This window comes from Streptomyces sp. NPDC044704 (genome assembly GCF_056433525.1).
Genome location: NZ_JBWKGY010000042.1, coordinates 1 through 18423 on the forward strand (window position 1 = coordinate 1; position 18423 = coordinate 18423).

18 protein-coding genes are annotated in these 18423 nt (G+C 72.3%); 13 read left to right on the forward strand and 5 right to left on the reverse strand.

Annotated elements, in window-relative coordinates:
• The 5 genes from AC07B0_RS40120 to AC07B0_RS40140 all read left to right on the forward strand — a co-directional run.
• Nucleotides 1–162, forward strand: a 162-nt coding sequence (locus AC07B0_RS40120; protein ID WP_478900580.1) for an adenosylhomocysteinase, incomplete at its 5' end; no start/stop codon positions are given.
• Nucleotides 163–313: 151 nt separating this feature from the next.
• Nucleotides 314–1498, forward strand: coding sequence for a DegT/DnrJ/EryC1/StrS family aminotransferase (locus tag AC07B0_RS40125; RefSeq protein WP_356879278.1), 1185 nt, complete (start codon nucleotides 314–316; stop codon nucleotides 1496–1498).
• On the forward strand, nucleotides 1495–2766 hold the full coding sequence (locus tag AC07B0_RS40130) for a beta-ketoacyl-[acyl-carrier-protein] synthase family protein (protein WP_356879276.1): 1272 nt from the start codon (nucleotides 1495–1497) through the stop codon (nucleotides 2764–2766). The genes AC07B0_RS40125 and AC07B0_RS40130 overlap by 4 nt, the downstream gene beginning before the upstream one ends.
• Nucleotides 2763–4031 (forward strand): ketosynthase chain-length factor, encoded by a 1269-nt coding sequence (locus AC07B0_RS40135; RefSeq protein WP_467299655.1) that lies wholly within the window; start codon nucleotides 2763–2765, stop codon nucleotides 4029–4031. The genes AC07B0_RS40130 and AC07B0_RS40135 overlap by 4 nt, the downstream gene beginning before the upstream one ends.
• 65 nt (nucleotides 4032–4096) lie before the next feature.
• Nucleotides 4097–4612 carry a flavin reductase family protein gene (locus AC07B0_RS40140; RefSeq protein WP_356879272.1) on the forward strand — a complete coding sequence of 172 codons (516 nt, stop codon included), beginning with the start codon at nucleotides 4097–4099 and terminating at the stop codon, nucleotides 4610–4612.
• Nucleotides 4613–4692: 80 nt separating this feature from the next.
• On the opposite strand, the gene AC07B0_RS40145 is transcribed toward AC07B0_RS40140, so the two are convergent.
• Complete coding sequence (locus AC07B0_RS40145; RefSeq protein ID WP_478900571.1) at nucleotides 4693–5967, reverse strand: MFS transporter; 1275 nt, start codon at nucleotides 5965–5967, stop codon at nucleotides 4693–4695.
• Nucleotides 5968–6317: 350 nt separating this feature from the next.
• Here AC07B0_RS40145 and AC07B0_RS40150 point away from each other — a divergent pair, with 350 nt between their 5' ends.
• From AC07B0_RS40150 to AC07B0_RS40165, 4 genes are all read left to right on the forward strand, one after another.
• Nucleotides 6318–7142, forward strand: a complete 825-nt coding sequence (locus AC07B0_RS40150; protein ID WP_356879268.1) for a class I SAM-dependent methyltransferase — start codon at nucleotides 6318–6320, stop codon at nucleotides 7140–7142.
• 91 nt (nucleotides 7143–7233) lie between these two features.
• Entirely contained in the window at nucleotides 7234–8373 is a 1140-nt protein-coding gene (locus tag AC07B0_RS40155) for a glycosyltransferase (protein WP_356879266.1), read from the forward strand.
• A 19-nt stretch (nucleotides 8374–8392) separates the two neighbouring features.
• Complete coding sequence (locus AC07B0_RS40160; protein WP_478900572.1) at nucleotides 8393–9655, forward strand: DUF6365 family protein; 1263 nt, start codon at nucleotides 8393–8395, stop codon at nucleotides 9653–9655.
• 38 nt (nucleotides 9656–9693) lie between these two features.
• The gene (locus AC07B0_RS40165; RefSeq protein WP_469384896.1) at nucleotides 9694–10845 is read left to right on the forward strand and encodes an acyl-CoA dehydrogenase family protein; all 1152 of its coding nucleotides are present in this window, start codon (nucleotides 9694–9696) and stop codon (nucleotides 10843–10845) included.
• A 90-nt stretch (nucleotides 10846–10935) separates the two neighbouring features.
• Here the strand turns inward: AC07B0_RS40165 and AC07B0_RS40170 are convergent, their stop codons facing one another.
• The 4 genes from AC07B0_RS40170 to AC07B0_RS40185 form a co-directional block, all read right to left on the reverse strand.
• Nucleotides 10936–11865 carry an MBL fold metallo-hydrolase gene (locus AC07B0_RS40170; protein WP_356879260.1) on the reverse strand — a complete coding sequence of 310 codons (930 nt, stop codon included), beginning with the start codon at nucleotides 11863–11865 and terminating at the stop codon, nucleotides 10936–10938.
• Nucleotides 11866–11867: 2 nt separating this feature from the next.
• A complete protein-coding gene (locus tag AC07B0_RS40175) occupies nucleotides 11868–12293 on the reverse strand; it encodes a nuclear transport factor 2 family protein (RefSeq protein ID WP_356879258.1) in 426 nt (141 codons plus the stop codon).
• Between the two features lie 92 nt (nucleotides 12294–12385).
• Entirely contained in the window at nucleotides 12386–13603 is a 1218-nt protein-coding gene (locus AC07B0_RS40180; RefSeq protein ID WP_478900573.1) for a ketosynthase chain-length factor, read from the reverse strand.
• On the reverse strand, nucleotides 13600–14868 hold the full coding sequence (locus AC07B0_RS40185) for a beta-ketoacyl-[acyl-carrier-protein] synthase family protein (protein WP_478900575.1): 1269 nt from the start codon (nucleotides 14866–14868) through the stop codon (nucleotides 13600–13602). The genes AC07B0_RS40180 and AC07B0_RS40185 overlap by 4 nt, the downstream gene beginning before the upstream one ends.
• A gap of 324 nt (nucleotides 14869–15192) precedes the next feature.
• On the opposite strand from AC07B0_RS40185, the gene AC07B0_RS40190 reads away from it, so the two are divergent.
• The 4 genes from AC07B0_RS40190 to AC07B0_RS40205 all read left to right on the forward strand — a co-directional run.
• Entirely contained in the window at nucleotides 15193–15978 is a 786-nt protein-coding gene (locus tag AC07B0_RS40190; RefSeq protein ID WP_356879252.1) for an SDR family NAD(P)-dependent oxidoreductase, read from the forward strand.
• Between the two features lie 99 nt (nucleotides 15979–16077).
• Nucleotides 16078–16989 carry an NADP-dependent oxidoreductase gene (locus AC07B0_RS40195; protein ID WP_356879250.1) on the forward strand — a complete coding sequence of 304 codons (912 nt, stop codon included), beginning with the start codon at nucleotides 16078–16080 and terminating at the stop codon, nucleotides 16987–16989.
• 84 nt (nucleotides 16990–17073) lie between these two features.
• Complete coding sequence (locus tag AC07B0_RS40200; RefSeq protein ID WP_478900577.1) at nucleotides 17074–17712, forward strand: DsbA family oxidoreductase; 639 nt, start codon at nucleotides 17074–17076, stop codon at nucleotides 17710–17712.
• A 124-nt stretch (nucleotides 17713–17836) separates the two neighbouring features.
• The coding region (locus tag AC07B0_RS40205) for a hypothetical protein (RefSeq protein WP_478900579.1) at nucleotides 17837–18423 on the forward strand (587 nt) is incomplete at its 3' end.

Here is an 18423-nt window from a genome sequence, read left to right on the forward strand (position 1 = left end):
CCGACCGACGTCTACGTGCTGCCCAAGCACCTCGACGAGAAGGTCGCCCGACTCCACCTCGACGCCCTCGGCGTCAAGCTCACCACCCTGCGCCCCGAGCAGGCCGCCTACATCGGCGTCGAGGTCGAGGGCCCGTACAAGCCCGACCACTACCGCTACTGATCACGGCCCCGATCAGGGGCACAGGCTGAAAGCAGGCCCCCGGCATCCGTGCCGGGGGCCTGCCCCGTACGGGCCGGGACCACCGGAACTGGATCGAAGGTCGAGCAGACGTTCGCAAGCTCTCAGTGACACCCGGACGTGAGAGGCAGCTATGATCAATCTTTTTCAGCCCCAGGTCGGTGCTGAGGAACTCGACGCGGTTGCCGCTGTGTTCCAGGACCGCTGGCTCGGTCACGGACCCCGGACCAAGGCCTTCGAAGCGGCCTTCGCCGAACACCTGGGTGTCGCCCCGGAACACGTCGTCTTCATCAACTCGGCCACCTCGGGCCTGTTCCTCGCCGCCGAGGCCCTCGACCTCCAGGACGGCGACGAGGTCGTCCTGCCGTCCCTGAGCTTCCTCGCCGCGGCCAACGCCGTCCTCGCCCACGGCGGCCGCCCGGTCTTCTGCGACGTGGACCCCCGGACGCTGAACCCCACCCTGGAGGACATCGAGGCCGCCCTCACCGAGCGGACCAAGGCCGTGGTCGTCCTCCACTACGGCGGCTACCCCGGCGACATCGCCCGGATCGCCGAACGCTGCCGCGACCTCGGCATCACCCTGATCGAGGACTCCGCCTGCTCCGTCGCCTCCCGCGTCGACGGCCGGGCCGTCGGCACCTTCGGCGACATCGCGATGTGGAGCTTCGACGCCATGAAGGTCCTCGTCACCGGGGACGGCGGGATGATCTACGTCAAGGACCCCGAGCGGGCCGCCCGGATCCGCCGCCTCGCCTACCACGGCCTCGCCCAGTCCAGCGGCTTCGGCTACGCCAAGGTCTCCGCCCGCTGGTGGGAGCTGGACATCCCCGAACCGGGGCGCCGCGTCATCGGCAACGACCTCACCGCCGCCATCGGCTCCGTACAGCTGCGCCGGCTTCCCGAGATGGTCGCGCGCCGCAAGGAGATCGTCGACCTCTACGACCGGGAACTCGGCGGGCTCCAGGGCGTGCTGACGCCCCCGCCGCTGCCCGAGGGCCACGAGTCCACGTACTACTTCTACTGGGTGCAGCTGCACCCCGGGATCCGCGACCAGGTCGCCGGCGACCTGCTCGCGGACGACATCTACACCACCTTCCGCTACGCGCCCCTCCACAAGGTGCCGGCCTACGCACCCGCGGACGGCCCGGCCCCCGAACTCAGCGGCTCCGACTGGGTGTCCGACCGGACCCTGTGCCTGCCCCTGCACCCGGGCCTGTCCGACGCGGACGTGCTCACCGTCGTCGCCTCCCTCCGCAAGGCCGTGGAAACGCGGAGCGCCGAGACGCAGAAGGACTCCCCCGTGAAGGACAACCGATGAACAGACGCGTCGTCATCACCGGCATCGGCGTGGTCGCACCCGGGGGAGTGGGCACGAAGAACTACTGGTCCCACCTCACCTCCGGCCGGACCGCCACCCGCTCCGTCACCCTCTTCGACGCCTCGCAGTTCCGCTCGCGCATCGCCGCGGAGGCCGACTTCGACCCCCTGGACCACGGGTTCACCCCGCAGGAGGCCGCCCGCCTCGACCGGGCCGCCCAGTTCGCGCTCGTCAGCGCCGACGAAGCGCTCCGCGACAGCGGACTCGACACCGGACTCCTGGACCCCACCCGGACCGGAGTCACCCTCGGCAGCGCCGTCGGCTGCACCACCGGCCTCGACACCGAGTACGACGCGGTGAGCGGGGGCGGGAGCACCTGGCAGGTGGACCACACCCTCGCCGTCTCCCACCTGTTCGACTACTTCGTACCCAGCTCGCTGGCCGCGGAAGTGGCCTGGCGGGTCGGCGCCCAGGGCCCCGTCTCCCTGGTCTCCACGGGCTGCACCTCCGGCCTGGACTCCATCGGCCACGCCGTCGAGCTGATCCGCGAGGGCAGCGCCGACGTGATGATCACCGGCGCCACCGAGGCACCGATCTCCCCCATCACCGTCGCCTGCTTCGACGCCATCAAGGCCACCTCGCCCAGCAACGACGACCCGGCGACCGCCTCCCGGCCCTTCGACGCCACCCGCAACGGGTTCGTCCTCGGCGAGGGCTCCGCCGTCCTGGTCCTCGAAGAACTGCAGAGCGCCCGCCGCCGCGGCGCCCACGTGTACGCGGAGATCTCCGGGTTCGCCAGCCGCGGCAACGCCTACCACATGACGGGCCTGCGCCCCGAGGGCCACGAGATGGCGCAGGCGATCACCGTCGCCCTCGACGAGGCACGCCTCGACGCCGGCGCCGTCGACTACGTCAACGCGCACGGATCCGGCACCAAGCAGAACGACCGGCACGAGACCGCCGCCTTCAAGCGCAGCCTCGGACAGCACGCCTACGAGGTGCCCGTCAGCTCCATCAAGTCGATGATCGGGCACTCCCTCGGGGCGATCGGCTCCCTGGAGATCGCCGCCAGCGCGCTGGCCATCGAGCACAACGTGGTGCCGCCGACCGCGAACCTGCACCGTCCCGACCCCCAGTGCGACCTGGACTACACCCCGCTCACCGCACGCGAGCACCGCACCGACACCGTGCTCAGCGTCGGCAGCGGCTTCGGCGGCTTCCAGAGCGCCATGATCCTGACCCGCCCGCGTCTGGGAGATGCCGCATGACCACCGACACGACCGTCAGCGCCACCCGCATCCGGCCCGACGCCGCGGTCCGGCCCGACGCACCCGTCGTCACCGGCATCGGCGTCGCCGCCCCGAACGGGCTGGGCACCGAGGCGTGGTGGAGCGCGGTCCTGCGCGGCGAGAGCGGCATCCGCCCGCTCTCCCGCTTCGAAGCCGGCCAGTACCCGGCGAAGCTGGCCGGGGAGGTCCCCGGATTCGACCCGGCCGAGCACCTTCCGAGCCGGCTGCTGCCGCAGACCGCCCACGTGACCCGGCTCGCCCTCACCGCCGCCGACGAGGCCCTCGCCGACGCCGGAGTGGACCCGGCCGACCTCGCCGACTACACGGCGGGCGTCATCACCGCCAACTCCGCCGGCGGCTACGAGTTCGGCCAGCGCGAGCTCCAGGCCCTGTGGAGCAAGGGCGGCCAGTACGTCAGCGCCTACCAGTCCTTCGCCTGGTTCTACGCCGTCAACAGCGGCCAGATCTCCATCAAGAACGGCATGCGCGGACCCAACAGCGTCATCGTCAGCGAGCAGGCCGGCGGACTCGACGCCGTCGCCCAGGCCCGCCGCCAGCTCCGCAAGGGCATCCGGCTGCTCATCACCGGCGGCCTGGACTCCTCCCTCTGCCCGTGGGGCTGGGCGGCACACCTCGCCGGCGGCGAGCTGAGCACCTCCGAGGACCCCGACCGCGCCTACCTGCCCTTCTCCGCCGAAGCCGACGGCCACGTCGTCGGCGAGGGCGGGGCGCTCCTCGTCCTGGAGGAGGCCGCGGCGGCCCACGACCGCGGGGCCACGGTCTACGGGACGGTGGCCGGCTACGCCGCCACCTTCGACCCGAAGCCCGGATCGGGCGGCGCCCCGCGCCTGCGCGACGCCGCCGCACTGGCACTGCGCGAGGCCGGACTGGAGCCGGCCGACGTCGACGTGGTCTTCGCCGACGCGGCCGGACGCCGCGCCGCCGACCGGGACGAGGCCGAGGCCATCGCGGCCCTGTTCGGCGCCCACGGGGTCCCCGTGACCGCACCCAAGACGATGACGGGCCGGCTCGCCGCGGGCGGCGCCTCCCTCGACCTGGCCGCCGCGCTGCTGTCCCTGCGCGACGGGGTGATCCCGCCGACCGTCAACACCGGCCCGCCCGCGGCGGACTGCCCCATCGACCTCGTGACCGCGGTACGCCGCCCCGGGCGGCTGCGCACCGCCCTGGTGCTGGCCCGCGGCCGCGGCGGCTTCAACGCGGCCATGGTGGTCCGCGCAGCCTGAGAAGAACGGGCCGGTACCCACCCATCCGGCGGCCGCGCCCGTACGCACCTGAGCCAGGAGGACCGTTGCCCACCATCGACCCCGCCGAATTCGCCCGCACCATGGCACACGTGCCCACGCCGGTCACCGTCGTGACCACCGTGGACCCGGCCGGCCGTCGCCTGGGTTTCACCGCCGGCTCCTTCACGTCCCTCTCCCTGGACCCGCCGCTGGTGCTGGTCTGCCTGGCGAAGAAGGCGTCCTGCCACGACGCCTTCACCCGCACCGGCCGGTTCCTCGTCAACGTGCTGGCCGCCGACCAGGCCGACGTCGCCGGGGCCTTCGCCCGCTCGGGACACTCGGGGCGGGACAAGTTCGCGGGCACTCCGATGGAGCCGCTCGAACACGGACTGCCCGGCCTGACCGACGCCACGGCCCGGATCGTCTGCACCCTGCACGACGTCCTGGACGGCGGGGACCACAGCATCCTCGTCGGCCGCATGGAATCCGCCGACGTCAGCGGGGCGGAGCCGCTCGTCTACCACAACCGGCGCTTCACCCGGCCCGGCACGGGCGCGGCCCTGCTGTCGTCCGCCGGCTGAGCAGACCGCCCAACGGGCCCGACCATTAACGGCGTTAACGGTGCACCACCGTTAACGCCGTTAACGCTTCCCGGGTCCGGTCAGTCCCGGTTGGTGTCCTCCGCGGTCACCCGGTCCGCAGGAGCGGCCGCGGGCGGACCGGCGGGTGCCTCCCCGGCCTCCCCCGCCTCCCCGGCCGCGGCGGGGAGCTCCTTCACCGCCAGGGACAGCAGCAGCACCACGGCGCCGAGACCGGCCGCGATGACGAAGCCGGTGGTGATCGAGGTGGCTCCGATGACGGGGCCGATGATCAGCGGCGCGACGAACTGCCCCAGGAAGTTGGCCGTCCCCGACAGGGCCATGACCTGGCCGCGCAGGGCGGGCGGAGCCGCCTCGCCGAGCATCATCGCCAGCGCCGGTACGGAAACCCCGCTGCCGAGTCCGAACAGCGCCGCCGCGACCGTGAGCAGGGCCGGGTGCCCGGCCAGCCCGATGGTCAGCATCGAGAGCGTCCACAGGGTCAGGGACATGCGCAGCAGGTTCACGTACCCGAGCCGGCCCTTGAGCCGGGCGTAGAACAGGCCGATGACGCTGCCCGCCACCGAGGTGCTGGTGGTGATCAGGGAGATGACGAACGGGTCGGCCACGTCCAGCTGGGTGAGCCGCTGCGGGAGGAAGACGGCCATCACGTACAGCAGGAACGAGCTGAACAGCGACAGCCCGTACAGCTGGAGCAGCCGGGGCTGCTGCCGGATCAGGGCCACCGCGCTGACGCCCTTGGCCCGGGGCGCCACCGGGGCGTTGGGCAGGACGAAGAGCACCGCGACGCCGAGCGGGATGCCCAGCAGGTAGACCGCGAACGGCCCGTGCCAGGACAGGCTGCCCAGCGCACCGCCTATCAGCGGCCAGATGATGCCGCCCATGCTGATGGCGGTGCCGCGCCAGCCGGCGACCTTGTCCCGCTCCGGCCCCTGGTAGAGGGCGATCAGCGCCACGGTCGTCCCGCTGAACAGGGCGGCGGCGCCGATGCCGAAGACGAACCTGCTGATGATGAGGGTGGTGTAGGTGTCGGCGAACAGTCCCGCCCCGCCGGCCAGGCCGTAGATCACGAGACCGAGCGCCAGGGGCAGGCGTACCCCCCAGCGGTCGATCGCCCAGCCGATGAAGGGGCTGACGATGGCCAGGGAAAGGCCGTGCGCCGTCAGGATCAGCCCGGCTTGGGTGCCGCTGACCCCGAGATCACCTCTGATGACACTGACGACCGGGGCGACCACGGCTCCGGCCATGATGGTCAGGGTCGAGATGGTGAGAAGGATGAACAGCGTGGCCCTGTTGGGGGCGGGGGCTGCTGCGGCAGCCAGAGGCTGTGCGGCCATACGGAACTCCGGTGGTGGTATGCGGTCCACGATCCCGGTCGGTGCGTCGGGGGAGTTCGAGGTCGCGGGGACACCGGTGGGATGTCCGGAAATATCGGACCGGAACCCTTCCCGCCCACGAAGGGGATCTTTATCCCCCAGAGTGCGAGATTCCGCTAGACCCCCGCTCGACCCCCGCTCGGCGCACGGCCCAGGCCGCGCCAAGGCACCACCGGGGCTCCGCCGCCCTTCTGCCGGACACCGCTCGACCGCCGCTGGGGAGCGGCTCCACGATCGCTCTTCGAGCGGGAGTCGAACCGCGGTCGCCAGGATCGGGACCCCTGACCCCGAAGAACCGAGGAGCGGAACCGATGGCGGAGCACCAGGCCCTGACGCCGGACGAAGTGGGCGAGTTCTACGACGACCGGGGGTGGCTCTGGGAGATCTTCATGGGCCAGAACCTGCACATCGGCTACTGGGACGACGAGGACCCCGGCACGGACCCGAAGGACCGGCTCACCGACGTCCTCATCGGACAGGTCGGGCTGGCGCCCGGAGCCCACCTCCTCGACGTCGGCTGCGGCAAGGGCCGCCCCGCGATCCGGCTGGCCCAGACCGGCGGGGGCAAGGTCACGGGCATCACCGTGAGCACCGAGCAGGTCGACGCCGGGACCGAGCTGGCCCGCGAGGCGGGAGTCTCGGACCGGGTCTCCTTCGAGCGCGCCGACGCCATGGAACTGCCCTACGCCGACGGCTCGTACGAAGCCGCGTGGGCCGTGGAATCCGTCATGTACCTCTCCGACCGGCAGAAGGCGCTCGACGAGATCCACCGCGTCCTCAAGCCCGGCGGGGTCTTCGTCCTCTCCGACTACGCCGAGACCGTCGAACTGGACGCCCACTGGCGCAAGGTCCTCGTCGAGGGCTTCACCGTCGACTCCCTGCCGACCCCCGAGCAGTACGTCGAACTGCTCACCACCGCCGGTTTCGTCGTGGAGCGCGACTACGACGCGGGCGAGCACCTGCGCAAGTCCGCCGCCCGCATCGACCGGATCGTGGAGGAGAACTACGAGAAGGTCGTCGCCAAGGGCGGCCAGGCCTTCGCCGAGGAGTTCAAGGAGATGATCGGGCAGGTCTCGCAGCTCGAACGCGACCACCTCGGCTACCGGATCATCACCGCCCGCAAGCCCGCCGCCTGACCCGGCTCCCGAGCCTCCTCCGAGCCGGTCCCGATCCCGTCCCGAGCCCTTCCCGAGCCCTTTCCGATCCCGATTTTCCAGGATTGACCGCATGAAGATTCTGTTCGTAGCCGGCGGAACCTCTGGAGTGATCTTCGGGATCGTTCCCCTGGCCCAGGCGGCCCGCAACGCGGGGCACGAGGTCATCATGGCCGCGCCCGAGAACTGCATGACGACCATCACGGCCGCGGGCATACCCGCCGCCCCGGTGTCCTCGAAGGCCATGCAGGAAGCCCTCGTCGACCGCCGGGGCGTGCGCGTCCCCATCCCCGAGGACCTGCACGAGCGGTACATCTTCAACGGCCGCACCTTCGGCCGGTACGCCGCCAGCTGCCTGGACGGGCTGATCGAACTCGCGGAACGCTGGCGGCCCGACGTGGTCGTCGGCGGGGCCCTGGCCTTCGCCGCCCCGCTGATCGCGGCCCACGCGGGGGTCCCGTACGTCAAGCAGGCCATCGACATGGGCGAGCCCCGCACCATCGACCTCGCGGCCGCGGCCGAACTGGGCCCGGAGATGGAACGGCTGGGCCTCTACGAGATGCCCCGCACCGACCTCTTCGTCGACATCTGCCCGCCCAGCCTGCGGCCCTCCGACGCCCTGCCCGCCCAGCTGATGCGCTACGTGCCGTACGCCACGCAGAAGCCGGTCGAACCGTGGATGCTGCAAAAGGGCGAACGCCCCCGGGTGCTCGTGTCCGCGGGCAGCCGCGTCACCCCCGAGTCCGACTTCGACATCCTCAACGGGCTCGTCGCGAAGGTCTCCCAGCTGGACGTGGAGGTGCTGGTCGCCACCCCGGAGGCGGTCGCCGAGAAGCTGCGCCCCCTGCACCCCGGCATCCGCGCCGGCTGGATCCCGCTCCACCAGGCGGCCCCCACCGCCGACCTGGCGATCCACCACGCGGGCGGCAACACCACGATGGGCTACGTGGCCTACGGCGTACCGCAGGTGCTCGTCCCGTACCTGCCGTACTGCGTGGACTACAGCACCCGCCTCGACGCCTACGGCGCCGGGAAGATGATCGCCCCCGAGAACGACTCCGCGGAGACCCTCGCGGACGCCTGCGCGGAGATCCTGGCCACCGCGTCCTACCGGGAACGCGCCCGGGAGCTGGCCGCCGAGGTCGCGGCCCAGCCCGTCGCCGCGCAGGCCGTCGGCGCCATCGAGCGACTGGTCTCCGCCTTCCCGCACTGACCGAGACGGCGGACACCGCATGCGACTGCTCTTCATGGCCACCCTGGCCAAGACCCTCCACGAGACGACCGTGGGCCTGGACCTGGCCCACCAGCTGAAGCCCGCCGGAGTGCGGTGCCACTTCGTCGTCGACGCCGACAACGAACCCCAGCTGAAGGCCTCCGGCCACTCCTACACCGTCGTGACCTCCGACCTGGGCCACGGGATCCGCGACACGGTCGCCCGCACCGTCCGGGAGTTCCGGCCCGATGCCATCGTCCTCAGCGACTACCTCGGGCACTGGCTCACCCACCTCGTGAACTACGAGACCGACCCCTGGTACGTCCAGGAGTTCGGCGTGCCCGTCCTGCCCATCGACATGCTCGGGCTCGCGGACACCGACCGGGAGGTCGAGGTCCTCGGCAAGACCGTCACGGTCGACGCCAACCTCCTCGACATGCCCCTCCACCTGCGACCCGTCCCGGTCAACCGGCCCCAGCGGCCGGCCGGACCGAACGGAATGCTCTACCGGGCCAACAGCACCCTCACCCCCCTCTCCGACGCGGCCCGCGAGCGGGTACGCCGCTCGGCCGGCGTCGAAGCCGGCCGGCGGCTCCTGCTCTTCCCCACCCTGCCGTGGCAGCACATCATGCAGACCCGGGCCGGGCCGGCCACCCGGGAACTCGCCGTCCGGCTGCCCCGGCTGATCGGCCACTACCTGCGCAGGCTGCCCGCCGACACCCGGTTCGTGATGGTCGGCCCCTACTTCGAGAACCTCGGCCTGCCGCCCGAACGGGTCCACTTCGAACCGGTGTACACGGCCGACCGCTACCACCAGCTGCTCGGCGCGTCCGACGCCGTGATGTCCTGCTTCCTCACCTCGTACGCCCTGGAGCGGGCCATCCTCCTGGACGTCCCCGGACTGATCGCGACCAACGGGCACGCCTTCCCCGCCGGGGCCGCCGCGTCGGGAACCGCGCCCTTCGGCGCACTCTCGCCGGCCGCCCGCTCCTGGCTCACCGACTTCCCCGGGCCCGTGCCCTCCTTCCACCAGTGGCCGCTGCGCTGGAGCCGCCTGCTGTCCGGCCTGCTCCACGACAACCCCTTCGCGGACACGGTCCTCAGCGCCGAGGTCTTCGACGAGAACGCCGTGGTGAGCGGCCTGGAGGCAGTCCTCTACGACCCCGCCGTACGCGACGGGCTGGCCGCCGCCCGCGCGGACTACCGGGACGCGCTCGGCCGGCTGCCCGACACCGCGCAGGCCTTCACGGCCGCCGCCGACCGGCTCGGCATCGGGCGCTGAACACCTCCCAGCCGCACCACACCAGAGGAAGACACACGATGAGCAACGACCGCGCAGCCGGACCCGACCCGCTGATCGCCGCCGCCCGGGCCGCGGCGCCGCTCGCCGCCGAACACGCCGGCGCCTCCGAGGCCGCCCGCACCCTGGCCAAACCCGTCGCCGAGGCGGTGGTCGCGGCGGGCTTCCCCGGCTACTTCGCCCCCGTCGCGGCCGGCGGCCGCGCCGGCACGTTCACCGGACTGCTGGGGGCGGTGGCCGCACTGGGCGAGGGATGCACCTCGGCCGCCTGGTGCGCGTCCGTCGTCGCCAGCGCCGGCCGGATGACCGCCTACCTGCCCACGGCCGGCCAGGAAGCCGTCTGGCACAAGGGCCCGGACACCGTCGTCTCCGCCGGCCTGGTGCCCAGCGGCACCGCCGAACGCGGACCGGGCGGCTGGCGCCTGAACGGCACCTGGCCCTACGTCAGCGCCGTCGACTTCTCCGACTGGACCCTCGTCGCCGCCCGCGCCCAGACCCCCGAAGGACAGCACGTGCGGGTGTTCGCGGTGCCCCGCACCGACTACCGCATCGAGGACACCTGGCTCACCGTCGCCCTGCGCGGCACCGGCAGCAACTCCGTGGTCCTGGACGACGTGCTCGTACCCGACGAACGGTCCGTGGCGCTCGACGTGCTCCTCGCGGGCGCCGCCCCCGACTCCGACGCCGCCTGCCACCAGGTACCGCTGAAGGCCGGCAACGGCCTCACCCTCGCCGCACCGCTGCTCGGCGCCACCCGGGGCGCCCTGCACCGCTGGTCCCACCTGGTGCGCGGCAAGCTCGCCGGCCCCGGCGGGGCGATCAGCGGCGCCCAGGACGCCGGCCCCTTCGAGCAGCTGCTGGCCCGCGCCGAGGGCGAGACCGACGCCGCGCAACTGCTCCTGGAGCGGGTCGCCCGCACCACCGACGAGGGGCCGTACTCGGACCTGGACTCCGCGCGCAACGGACGCGACAGCGCCCTCGCGGCCGACCTGCTGGCCTCCGTCGTCGACCGGCTGCTGCGCACCGCGGGCACCCGGGCCCAGGCCGAGGGCGAGGAACTCCAGCGGCGCTGGCGCGACGTCAACTGCGGTGCCGGGCACAGCGGTCTGCAGTTCGCCCCCCTCGCCGGCACCTACGCCCGCCTGCTGAACGCGGCGCCGCAGGCCGGCTGACCGGCGGGCGCCGCGCACCCGGCGCCCCGCACCGCGAGCACGACGGAGGGGCCCCGCCCGAAGGCGGGGCCCCTCCGTCCGTGTCCGCCGTCAGGCGTGGCACACGGGCAGGCCGCCGTGGTAGTCGACCATCTCGGAGAACATCAGCTCGATGTCGAGCGGAACCCCGGGCGCGGCGCCCCGTTCCTCCGCGTACGCGCGGTGCAGGTTGGGCACCAGCCGCTCGGAGTCCAGCAGTTCCGCGTACTCCCCGAGGTCCGCGTCGCGGGCCGCGTCCAGAGGCCCGACACCCGCCTCGACGCCCTGCCGGGCCAGGCGCTGTACGAACCGCAGGTACCCCTCGGTCGCGTCGAGCAGTTCCGGCCCCGCGACCGGCCCGTGGCCGGCGACCACCGTGCGGGGTCCGAGGGCCCGCAGCCGCTCCGTCACCGCCAGCGACCCCGCCACCGAACCCATCAGGCAGAACGGCGTCGACCCGGACATCACCAGGTCCCCGGTGAACAGCACCCGCTCCTCGGGCAGCCACACCACGGTGTCGCTCGCCGTGTGGGCGGGGCCCAGCTGCACCAGCTCGGCCCGCACGTCTCCCACGTACAGGTCGAGGCGCTCCCGGAAGGTGATCTCGGGCAGCACCACGGACAGTTCGCCCCAGCGCACGTCCGGCCACAGGCCCGTCAGGTGCAGGCCCACCGTTTCCATCTCGGTGCGCGTGCCCTCGTGCCCGACGACGACCGCCTCGTCGGCGAAGAGGTAGTTGCCGAAGGTGTGGTCCCCGTGGGAGTGGGTGTTGACCACGTACCGCGGGGGCCGGGCGGTGACCGTCCCCACCGCCGCCTTCAGGGCCTTCGCACGGGTTTCCGTGGCGGCGGTGTCGACCAGGGCGGAGCGCCCTCGCGACACGATCAGCCCGGCGTTGTTCAGGCACCATCCGCCGTCCGGCTGCACGTACGCGAAGACGCCGTCCGCCACCTCCTGGAGACGGGGCTCCGTGCCGCCCGCCGCGCGGGCGTCCGCCGGCATCCTCAGAAGACCTGGTCGTGCGTGATGAGACGGGACGCGATCAGCACCTCGCCGTCCTCGACGACCAGGGTGTCGTGGACGAGGCAGCTCGGGTTGATCTCCGGCACACCGCCCGGCCTGACGGTGGTCACCAGCGCGTACGCCGTGGACTTGACGGTGCCGTCCTCCTGGTGTTCCAGGGCGACCTGGTTGAACCAGTGGCGGCGGCGCACCTGCTGCCCGTCGTACTTCTTGTGGAACTCGACGAGCTCCCGCACGATCCCGGGCCGGGTCCGGGCCGGCTCGGCGCCGGGCGAGTGCAGGAACACGCCGTCCTCGGTGAACGAGGCCGCGTACTCCTCGAAGCGGCGGGCGTCGAGGGCCTGCATCTGGTGGGCGTAGAAGTGGAGCACCTGCGAGTAGAGGTCGGTGCTGACAGCGGTGGTCATGTGGGTGTCTCTCCTGGACTGTGGAGGCCTGGGACGGTGGGTGGACCGGCCGGTACCGGGGCGCGGCCCCGGCCCCGGCGGGCCGGCGGGAGTCAGTCGCGCGGGCCGCGGACGACCACGGCCGAGTTGAACCCGTGCCGGCCGCGGGCGAGGACCAGCGCGTTGCGGATCCGCCCCTCGCGGGGCCCGGTGTGCACCAGGTCGATGCCGTACCCGGCGGGGACCTCGGTGACCGTGGGGGTGGACGGGATCACGCCGTCGCGGATGGCCAGCAGGGCCGTGACCACGTCCAGCGGCCCGCCGCCCGAGTACAGCCGCCCGGTGAGCGCCTTCGGGACGGTCACCGGCACGCCGCCCGCCCCGAACACGGAGCGGATCGCGGCGGCCTCGGCGGCGTCCAGCTCCGGGATGCCGGCGCCGTCGGCGAACACCACGTCGATGTCCCCGGGCGCGAGCCCGGACTCGGCGAGCGCGGCCTCGACGGCCCGGCCGAGCGTCGGCGGCCGGTCGGATCCGGGAGCGGGGTCGAAGGTCGAGGCGTGCGCGGCGATCTCCCCGTACGGGCGTACGCCGCGCCGCACGGCGCCGGCCTCGTCCTCGACGATGAGCATCGCCCCGCCCTCGCCCGGCACGTACCCCGAGGCCTGGGCGCCGAACGGCTGGTAGGCGCGGGCCGGGTCGCTCTCCCGGGTGACGCGGCCGCCGGCCAGCTGGGAGACGTAGCCCCACGGGTCGAAGGCGGAGTCCACCCCGCCGGCGACGACGACGGGGGTGCCCCGCCGGATGGTGCGGCGGGCGTGGCCCAGCGCGTCGAGACCGCCGGCCTGCTCACCGACCAGCGCGGCGCTGGGGCCGCGCAGCTGGTGGCGGATGGAGATCTGGCCGGTGTTGACCGCGTAGAACCAGGCGAACGACTCGTAGACGCTGACGAACTTCGAACCCTTGGTCCACAGGTTGGCGAACTCGTGGTGGGTGAAGGTGAACCCGCCCAGCGCGTTCGAGGTCACCACGCCGATGTCGTAGTCCTGGACGGTGTCGTTGGGGACTCCGGCATCGGTCAGCGCCCATTCGGCGGCGACGAGCGCGAGCTGCGTCGAGCGGTCCGTCTGCGGCAGCAGCCGGCCCGGGAGGTGGTCGGCGGGGTCGAAGCCGGCTATCTGGCCGGCCAGGCTCGCCGGGTAGCCGGTGGCGTCGAAACCGGTGACCGGGGCGATGCCGGTGCTGCCGTCGAGCAGGGCCTTCCAGTAGGCCTCCACGCCCATTCCGTTGGGTGCGGTGACGGCGATCCCGGTGATGACGGTCCTGGTCATGCCTTCGCTCCTTCCGGGGCGCGGAGGATCATGGCGCTCTGGAAGCCGCCGAAACCGCTGCCGACGGTGAGGACCGAGTCGACCCGGTGCTCGCGCGCGGTCACCGGGACGTAGTCCAGATCGCACTCAGGGTCGGGGTGGTGCAGGTTGGCGGTCGGCGGCACCACGTTGTGCCTGATCGCCAGCAGGCTCGCGGCGATCTCGATCGAGCCGATCGCCCCGAGCGAGTGCCCGATCATCGACTTGATCGAGCTGACCGGAACGTCGTAGGCGTGCTGACCGAGGCTGCGCTTGAAGGCGGCGGTCTCGTGCCGGTCGTTCTGCTTGGTGCCGGAGCCGTGGGCATTGATGTAGTCGATGGTGGTGGCGTCCGCGCGCGACTCGTCCAGGGCGACGCGGATCGCCTCGGCCATCTCCCGGCCGTCCGTCTTGAGTCCGGTCATGTGGTACGCGTTGCAGCGCGTGGCGTAGCCGGTGACCTCGGCGTAGATGTCGGCGCCGCGGGCGCGGGCCGCCTCGTACTCCTCCAGGACGAACATGGCGGCTCCCTCGGCGAGGACGAAGCCGTTGCGGGTGGCGTCGAAAGGCCGGGAGGCGTGCTCGGGGTCGTCGTTGCGCGAGGTCGTGGCCTTGATCGCGTCGAAGCAGGCCAGCACGATCGGGGAGACGGGGGTGTCCGCGGCTCCGGCGATCATGACGTCGGCGCTGCCCTCGCGGATCAGCTGCACGGCGTACCCGACGGAGTCGAGCCCGGAGGTGCAGCCGTCGGAGACCATCGTCACCGGGCCCTCCGCGCCGGCCGCCCAGGCGATCTCGGCGGGCATGACGCCCGGGCTGAGGTAGTCGAACATGTGCGGGGAGAGGTAGTCCGGGTCGACGACCCAGTCACGGCCCCGGTCGGACATGACGAGGTACTCGTTCTCCAGGCTCGTCGCGGCCGCGACGGCGCTGCCCAGGCTCACGCCGATGCGGTGCGCGGGCACGCCGCTGAACGCGAGCCCGCTGTCCGCCACGGCCTCCCGGGTACAGGCGATCGCGAACTGCGTCGCCCGGTCCATCCTGCGGATCTCACGCGGCGTCAGGCCCTCGGCCTCGGCGTGGAAGTCGACCTCTCCGGCCACCTGGGAGCGGAAGGGCGAGGCGTCGAAGAACGTGATCCCGCGGGTCGCGGTGCGGCCGGCGGTCAGCAGGTCCCAGAACTCCTTCACTCCGGAGCCGCCGGGCGCCCGTACGCCGATTCCTGTAATCACCACTCGTCGGGTCATCGCGCGCGACTCGTCCCGTAGGTGTGCGAGCTGGACATCGAGTCAAGTCCTTTCCGGCCTGGCCGCAGAGAGACCGGCCCCCTACCACGACAGAAACTGCGTCAATTGATCCTTTGACGCTCTGTTGCCTTTCTCGAGGACCGCTCGAAGGTCCGTCTCGGCGCACGTGGGGGCCGGGGACCGGCGATGGCGGCGCGGCGGGGCGTCCGCGCGCCCGCACGGGCCCTCAAGGGTTCCTCGACCGGCGGTCGAGGGCGGCGAACCACGCTCTCCGTAGTCCGTCTGGTCCGGAAAAGGGCCGGAACATTGCGATACGGAGGCACGATGGGCTCGCTGAACGGCAAGGTCGCACTGGTGACAGGGGCGACGAGCGGCATCGGGCTGGGCATCGCCGCCCACCTCGCGGAGCAGGGCGCGCAGGTGTACCTGTGCGGCCGTGACGCGGACCGGCTCGCCGCGACGGTGAAGAGCCTCCAGGAGGCGGGCGGCGCCGTGGACGGCACCACCTGCGACGTGACCGACCGGGAGGACGTGAAGCGTTTCGTCGGCGCCGCGGTCGAGCGGTTCGGCACCGTCGACATCCTCGTCAACAACGCCGGCCGCAGCGGCGGCGGACCCGTCGCCGAGATGTCGGACGAGCTCTGGTACGACGTCATCAACACCAACCTCAACAGCGTCTTCCTGCTGACGCGCGAGGTGCTCAGCGCCGGCGGCATGCTCGGCAAGGGCTGGGGCCGCATCGTCAACATCGCGTCCACGGCCGGCAAGCAGGGCGCCGTGACCGCGGCCCCCTACTCCGCGTCCAAGCACGGCGTCGTCGGCTTCACCAAGGCCCTCGGCCTCGACCTGGCCAAGACGGGCATCACCGCGAACGCCGTGTGTCCCGGGTTCGTCGAGACGCCGATGGCCGAGCGGGTCCGCCAGCACTACGCCTCCTCCTACAACATCACGGCCGAGGAGGCCGCCGAGAAGGTCACCACGCGGGTGCCGATCGGCCGTTACGTGGAGGTGGACGAGGTGGCCGCCATGGTCGACTACCTGGTCAGCGACGCGGCGGGCTCCGTGACCGCCCAGGCCCTGAACGTCTGCGGCGGCCTCGGCAACTACTGACCCACCCGCCCGCGGCCCGACCCCGACCGCGGGCAGTCCGCACGGCCGCGCCACGAGCCCCGGCCGGAACCATCACGCACGAAGTTAAGGAAGTGTCCTATGAAGGCAGCGGTGTTCAACGAGTTCGGCGGCCCCGAGGTCCTCCAGGTCGCGGAGGTCGACACCCCACGCCCGGCCGCCGGACAGATCCGCGTCCGGGTCAAGGCCGCCGGTGTGCAGGCCTACGACTGCGCCGTGCGCGGAGGCTGGACGCCGCCGGGGACGACCCTGACGTTCCCGCAGACCGTCGGCAACGACTTCGCCGGAGTCGTCGACGAGCTCGGCGAGGGCGTCAGCGCGTTCTCCGTAGGCGACGAGGTCCTCGGCTGGGCGATCCTTTCCTGCTACGCCGAACACCTGGTGGTGGCGGCCGACCAGGTCGTCGCCAAGCCGGCGAACATGCCGTGGGAGGTCGCCGGGGCCTTCTCCGCCTCCGCGCAGACCGCCCACACTGCCCTGGAGGCGCTGGCGGTCGGCGAGGGCGACACCCTCCTCGTCCACGCCGCGGCGGGCGGGGTCGGCACCATCACCGTGCAGCTCGCGAAGGAGCGGGGCGCCACGGTGATCGGTACCGCCAGCGAGCGCAACCACGACTACCTGCGGGAGCTCGGCGCCACCCCGGTCCGCTACGGCGAGGGCCTCGTGGAGCGGGTGCGCGAACTCGCCCCGCAGGGCGTCACCGCGGCCCTCGACGGCATCGGCGGCGTCGCCCTCGACGACTCCGTGGAGCTCGTGAAGGACAAGAACCGGATCGGCACCCTGGTCGACTTCGGACGGCTGGAGGAACTCGGCGTGCGCGGCATCTTCAGCCAGCGCGCGCAGTCCCGCCTCGCCGAGCTCACCGCGCTCTACGCCGCCGGCAAGCTCCGCGTCGAGGTGTCCCGGACCTTCCCGCTGGAGCGGGCCGCCGACGCCCACCGCGAGGTCGAGACCGGACACGTGCGGGGCAAGGTCGTCGTCACCGTCGCCTGAGGCGGGGACGCAGTCGGCGCCGCCGCCCGGAGCGGCAGCCGCCGGTCCGGGACGCACGGGCGGCGCGTAGTGAGGAGCGTACGCATGAAGATAGAGATCTACTCCGATGTCCTGTGCCCCTGGTGCTACATCGGCAAGCGCAGGATCGCGAAGGCCCTGGAGGGCTTCGCGCACCGTGACGCGGTGGAAGTGGTGTGGCGCAGCTTCCAGCTGGCCCCCGAAGCGGACGGGGTCCCGGGCCCCACGGCCGCCGAGGCCATGGAGCAGTGGACCGACCCGGCCGCCGTACCCGCGCGGGTCGCACTGATCCGCTCGAACGGCGAGCAGGAGGGCGTGGAGCTGAACCTGCACAAGTCCCGCCCCGTCAGCACCTTCGACGCCCACCGGCTGATCCACCTGGCCGCCGCTCGCGGCCGGGTCGACCAGGTGCTGGAAGGCCTGTTCCACGCCTACCACACCGACGCGCTGAACGTGGCCGACCCGGACGTGCTGTCCGGCATCGCCACGGCGGCCGGCCTGGACGCCGACGAGGTCGCCGCGCTGCTGGCGGGCGAGGCCTACGCGGACCAGGTCACCGCGGACGAACGCCGGGCCCGCGCCGCCGGCGTGGGAGGAGTGCCCTCCGTGGTGATCGACGGCCGTCCGCCGGTCTCCGGAGTACAGGATCCGGCCGTGCTCACGGCCGCCTTCGAAGTGGCCTGGGCACAGCGCGCCGGGGCCTGACGGGAGAGCGTGAACCCGCCTGGTCGGCTGGATCCCTTCTCCAACGGATCTCCAGCAGGCTGACGAAAAGTGATCGACCAGGCGGGGACACCTCCACGCCGACGGGCTCTGGAAAGGAACATCAGTGCAGCGCAAGTGGAAGCTGACGGGCGGCGCGGTCGGTTCGCTGGGTCTGGCTCTGGCGGGGGTACTTGCCACGTCCGGAACGGCCAGTGCCGACACCGCGACGACCACGCTCCCGTACATCTGCCAGACGCGGGTCTCCGGTGAGTGGATACCCGTCGAGTACAGCCGCAACTTCACCACCACGGCCCCGGCCAAGGTGGCGCCCGGCCAGACCTTCAAGGTCACCTTCGACTCGGCGCCCATCAAGGCGATCGCCGACTACAACAAGCTGTTGAACACCATCTCGTTCAACTACAAGGTTCCGGCCAACGCCAAGATCGTCAGCTACAAGCTGACGGGCGGCAGCAACCTGGGCACGGCCCACCAGACCGTGGAGCGCAACGGCAACGACCTGCGCGTCAAGTCCGACGGCGAATGGGCCGGCGGCGTCGAGTTCGACTTCCCCAACCTGGAAGTCACCCTCCGCGCCCCTGCCGGCGGCACCCTCACGACGGGCGCCGGCGGTTCCAGCTTCACCGACACCGCGTTCGGCTGGAACCGGCTGCAGCCGGTCACCAACGAGTGGGACCCCTTCCAGTGCTACGC

What these genes read in the sequence shown, in the direction of transcription:
- AC07B0_RS40145 (WP_478900571.1), bottom strand. Translation starts at nt 5,967, where the DNA reads ATGGCCGCACAGCCTCTGGCTGCCGCAGCAGCCCCCGCCCCCAACAGG.
- AC07B0_RS40170 (WP_356879260.1), bottom strand. Translation starts at nt 11,865, where the DNA reads ATGCCGGCGGACGCCCGCGCGGCGGGCGGCACGGAGCCCCGTCTCCAG.
- AC07B0_RS40190 (WP_356879252.1), top strand. Translation starts at nt 15,193, where the DNA reads ATGGGCTCGCTGAACGGCAAGGTCGCACTGGTGACAGGGGCGACGAGC.
- AC07B0_RS40160 (WP_478900572.1), top strand. Translation starts at nt 8,393, where the DNA reads ATGCGACTGCTCTTCATGGCCACCCTGGCCAAGACCCTCCACGAGACG.
- AC07B0_RS40165 (WP_469384896.1), top strand. Translation starts at nt 9,694, where the DNA reads ATGAGCAACGACCGCGCAGCCGGACCCGACCCGCTGATCGCCGCCGCC.
- AC07B0_RS40200 (WP_478900577.1), top strand. Translation starts at nt 17,074, where the DNA reads ATGAAGATAGAGATCTACTCCGATGTCCTGTGCCCCTGGTGCTACATC.
- AC07B0_RS40180 (WP_478900573.1), bottom strand. Translation starts at nt 13,603, where the DNA reads ATGACCAGGACCGTCATCACCGGGATCGCCGTCACCGCACCCAACGGA.
- AC07B0_RS40195 (WP_356879250.1), top strand. Translation starts at nt 16,078, where the DNA reads ATGAAGGCAGCGGTGTTCAACGAGTTCGGCGGCCCCGAGGTCCTCCAG.
- AC07B0_RS40175 (WP_356879258.1), bottom strand. Translation starts at nt 12,293, where the DNA reads ATGACCACCGCTGTCAGCACCGACCTCTACTCGCAGGTGCTCCACTTC.
- AC07B0_RS40135 (WP_467299655.1), top strand. Translation starts at nt 2,763, where the DNA reads ATGACCACCGACACGACCGTCAGCGCCACCCGCATCCGGCCCGACGCC.
- AC07B0_RS40185 (WP_478900575.1), bottom strand. Translation starts at nt 14,868, where the DNA reads ATGACCCGACGAGTGGTGATTACAGGAATCGGCGTACGGGCGCCCGGC.
- AC07B0_RS40155 (WP_356879266.1), top strand. Translation starts at nt 7,234, where the DNA reads ATGAAGATTCTGTTCGTAGCCGGCGGAACCTCTGGAGTGATCTTCGGG.
- AC07B0_RS40125 (WP_356879278.1), top strand. Translation starts at nt 314, where the DNA reads ATGATCAATCTTTTTCAGCCCCAGGTCGGTGCTGAGGAACTCGACGCG.
- AC07B0_RS40130 (WP_356879276.1), top strand. Translation starts at nt 1,495, where the DNA reads ATGAACAGACGCGTCGTCATCACCGGCATCGGCGTGGTCGCACCCGGG.
- AC07B0_RS40150 (WP_356879268.1), top strand. Translation starts at nt 6,318, where the DNA reads ATGGCGGAGCACCAGGCCCTGACGCCGGACGAAGTGGGCGAGTTCTAC.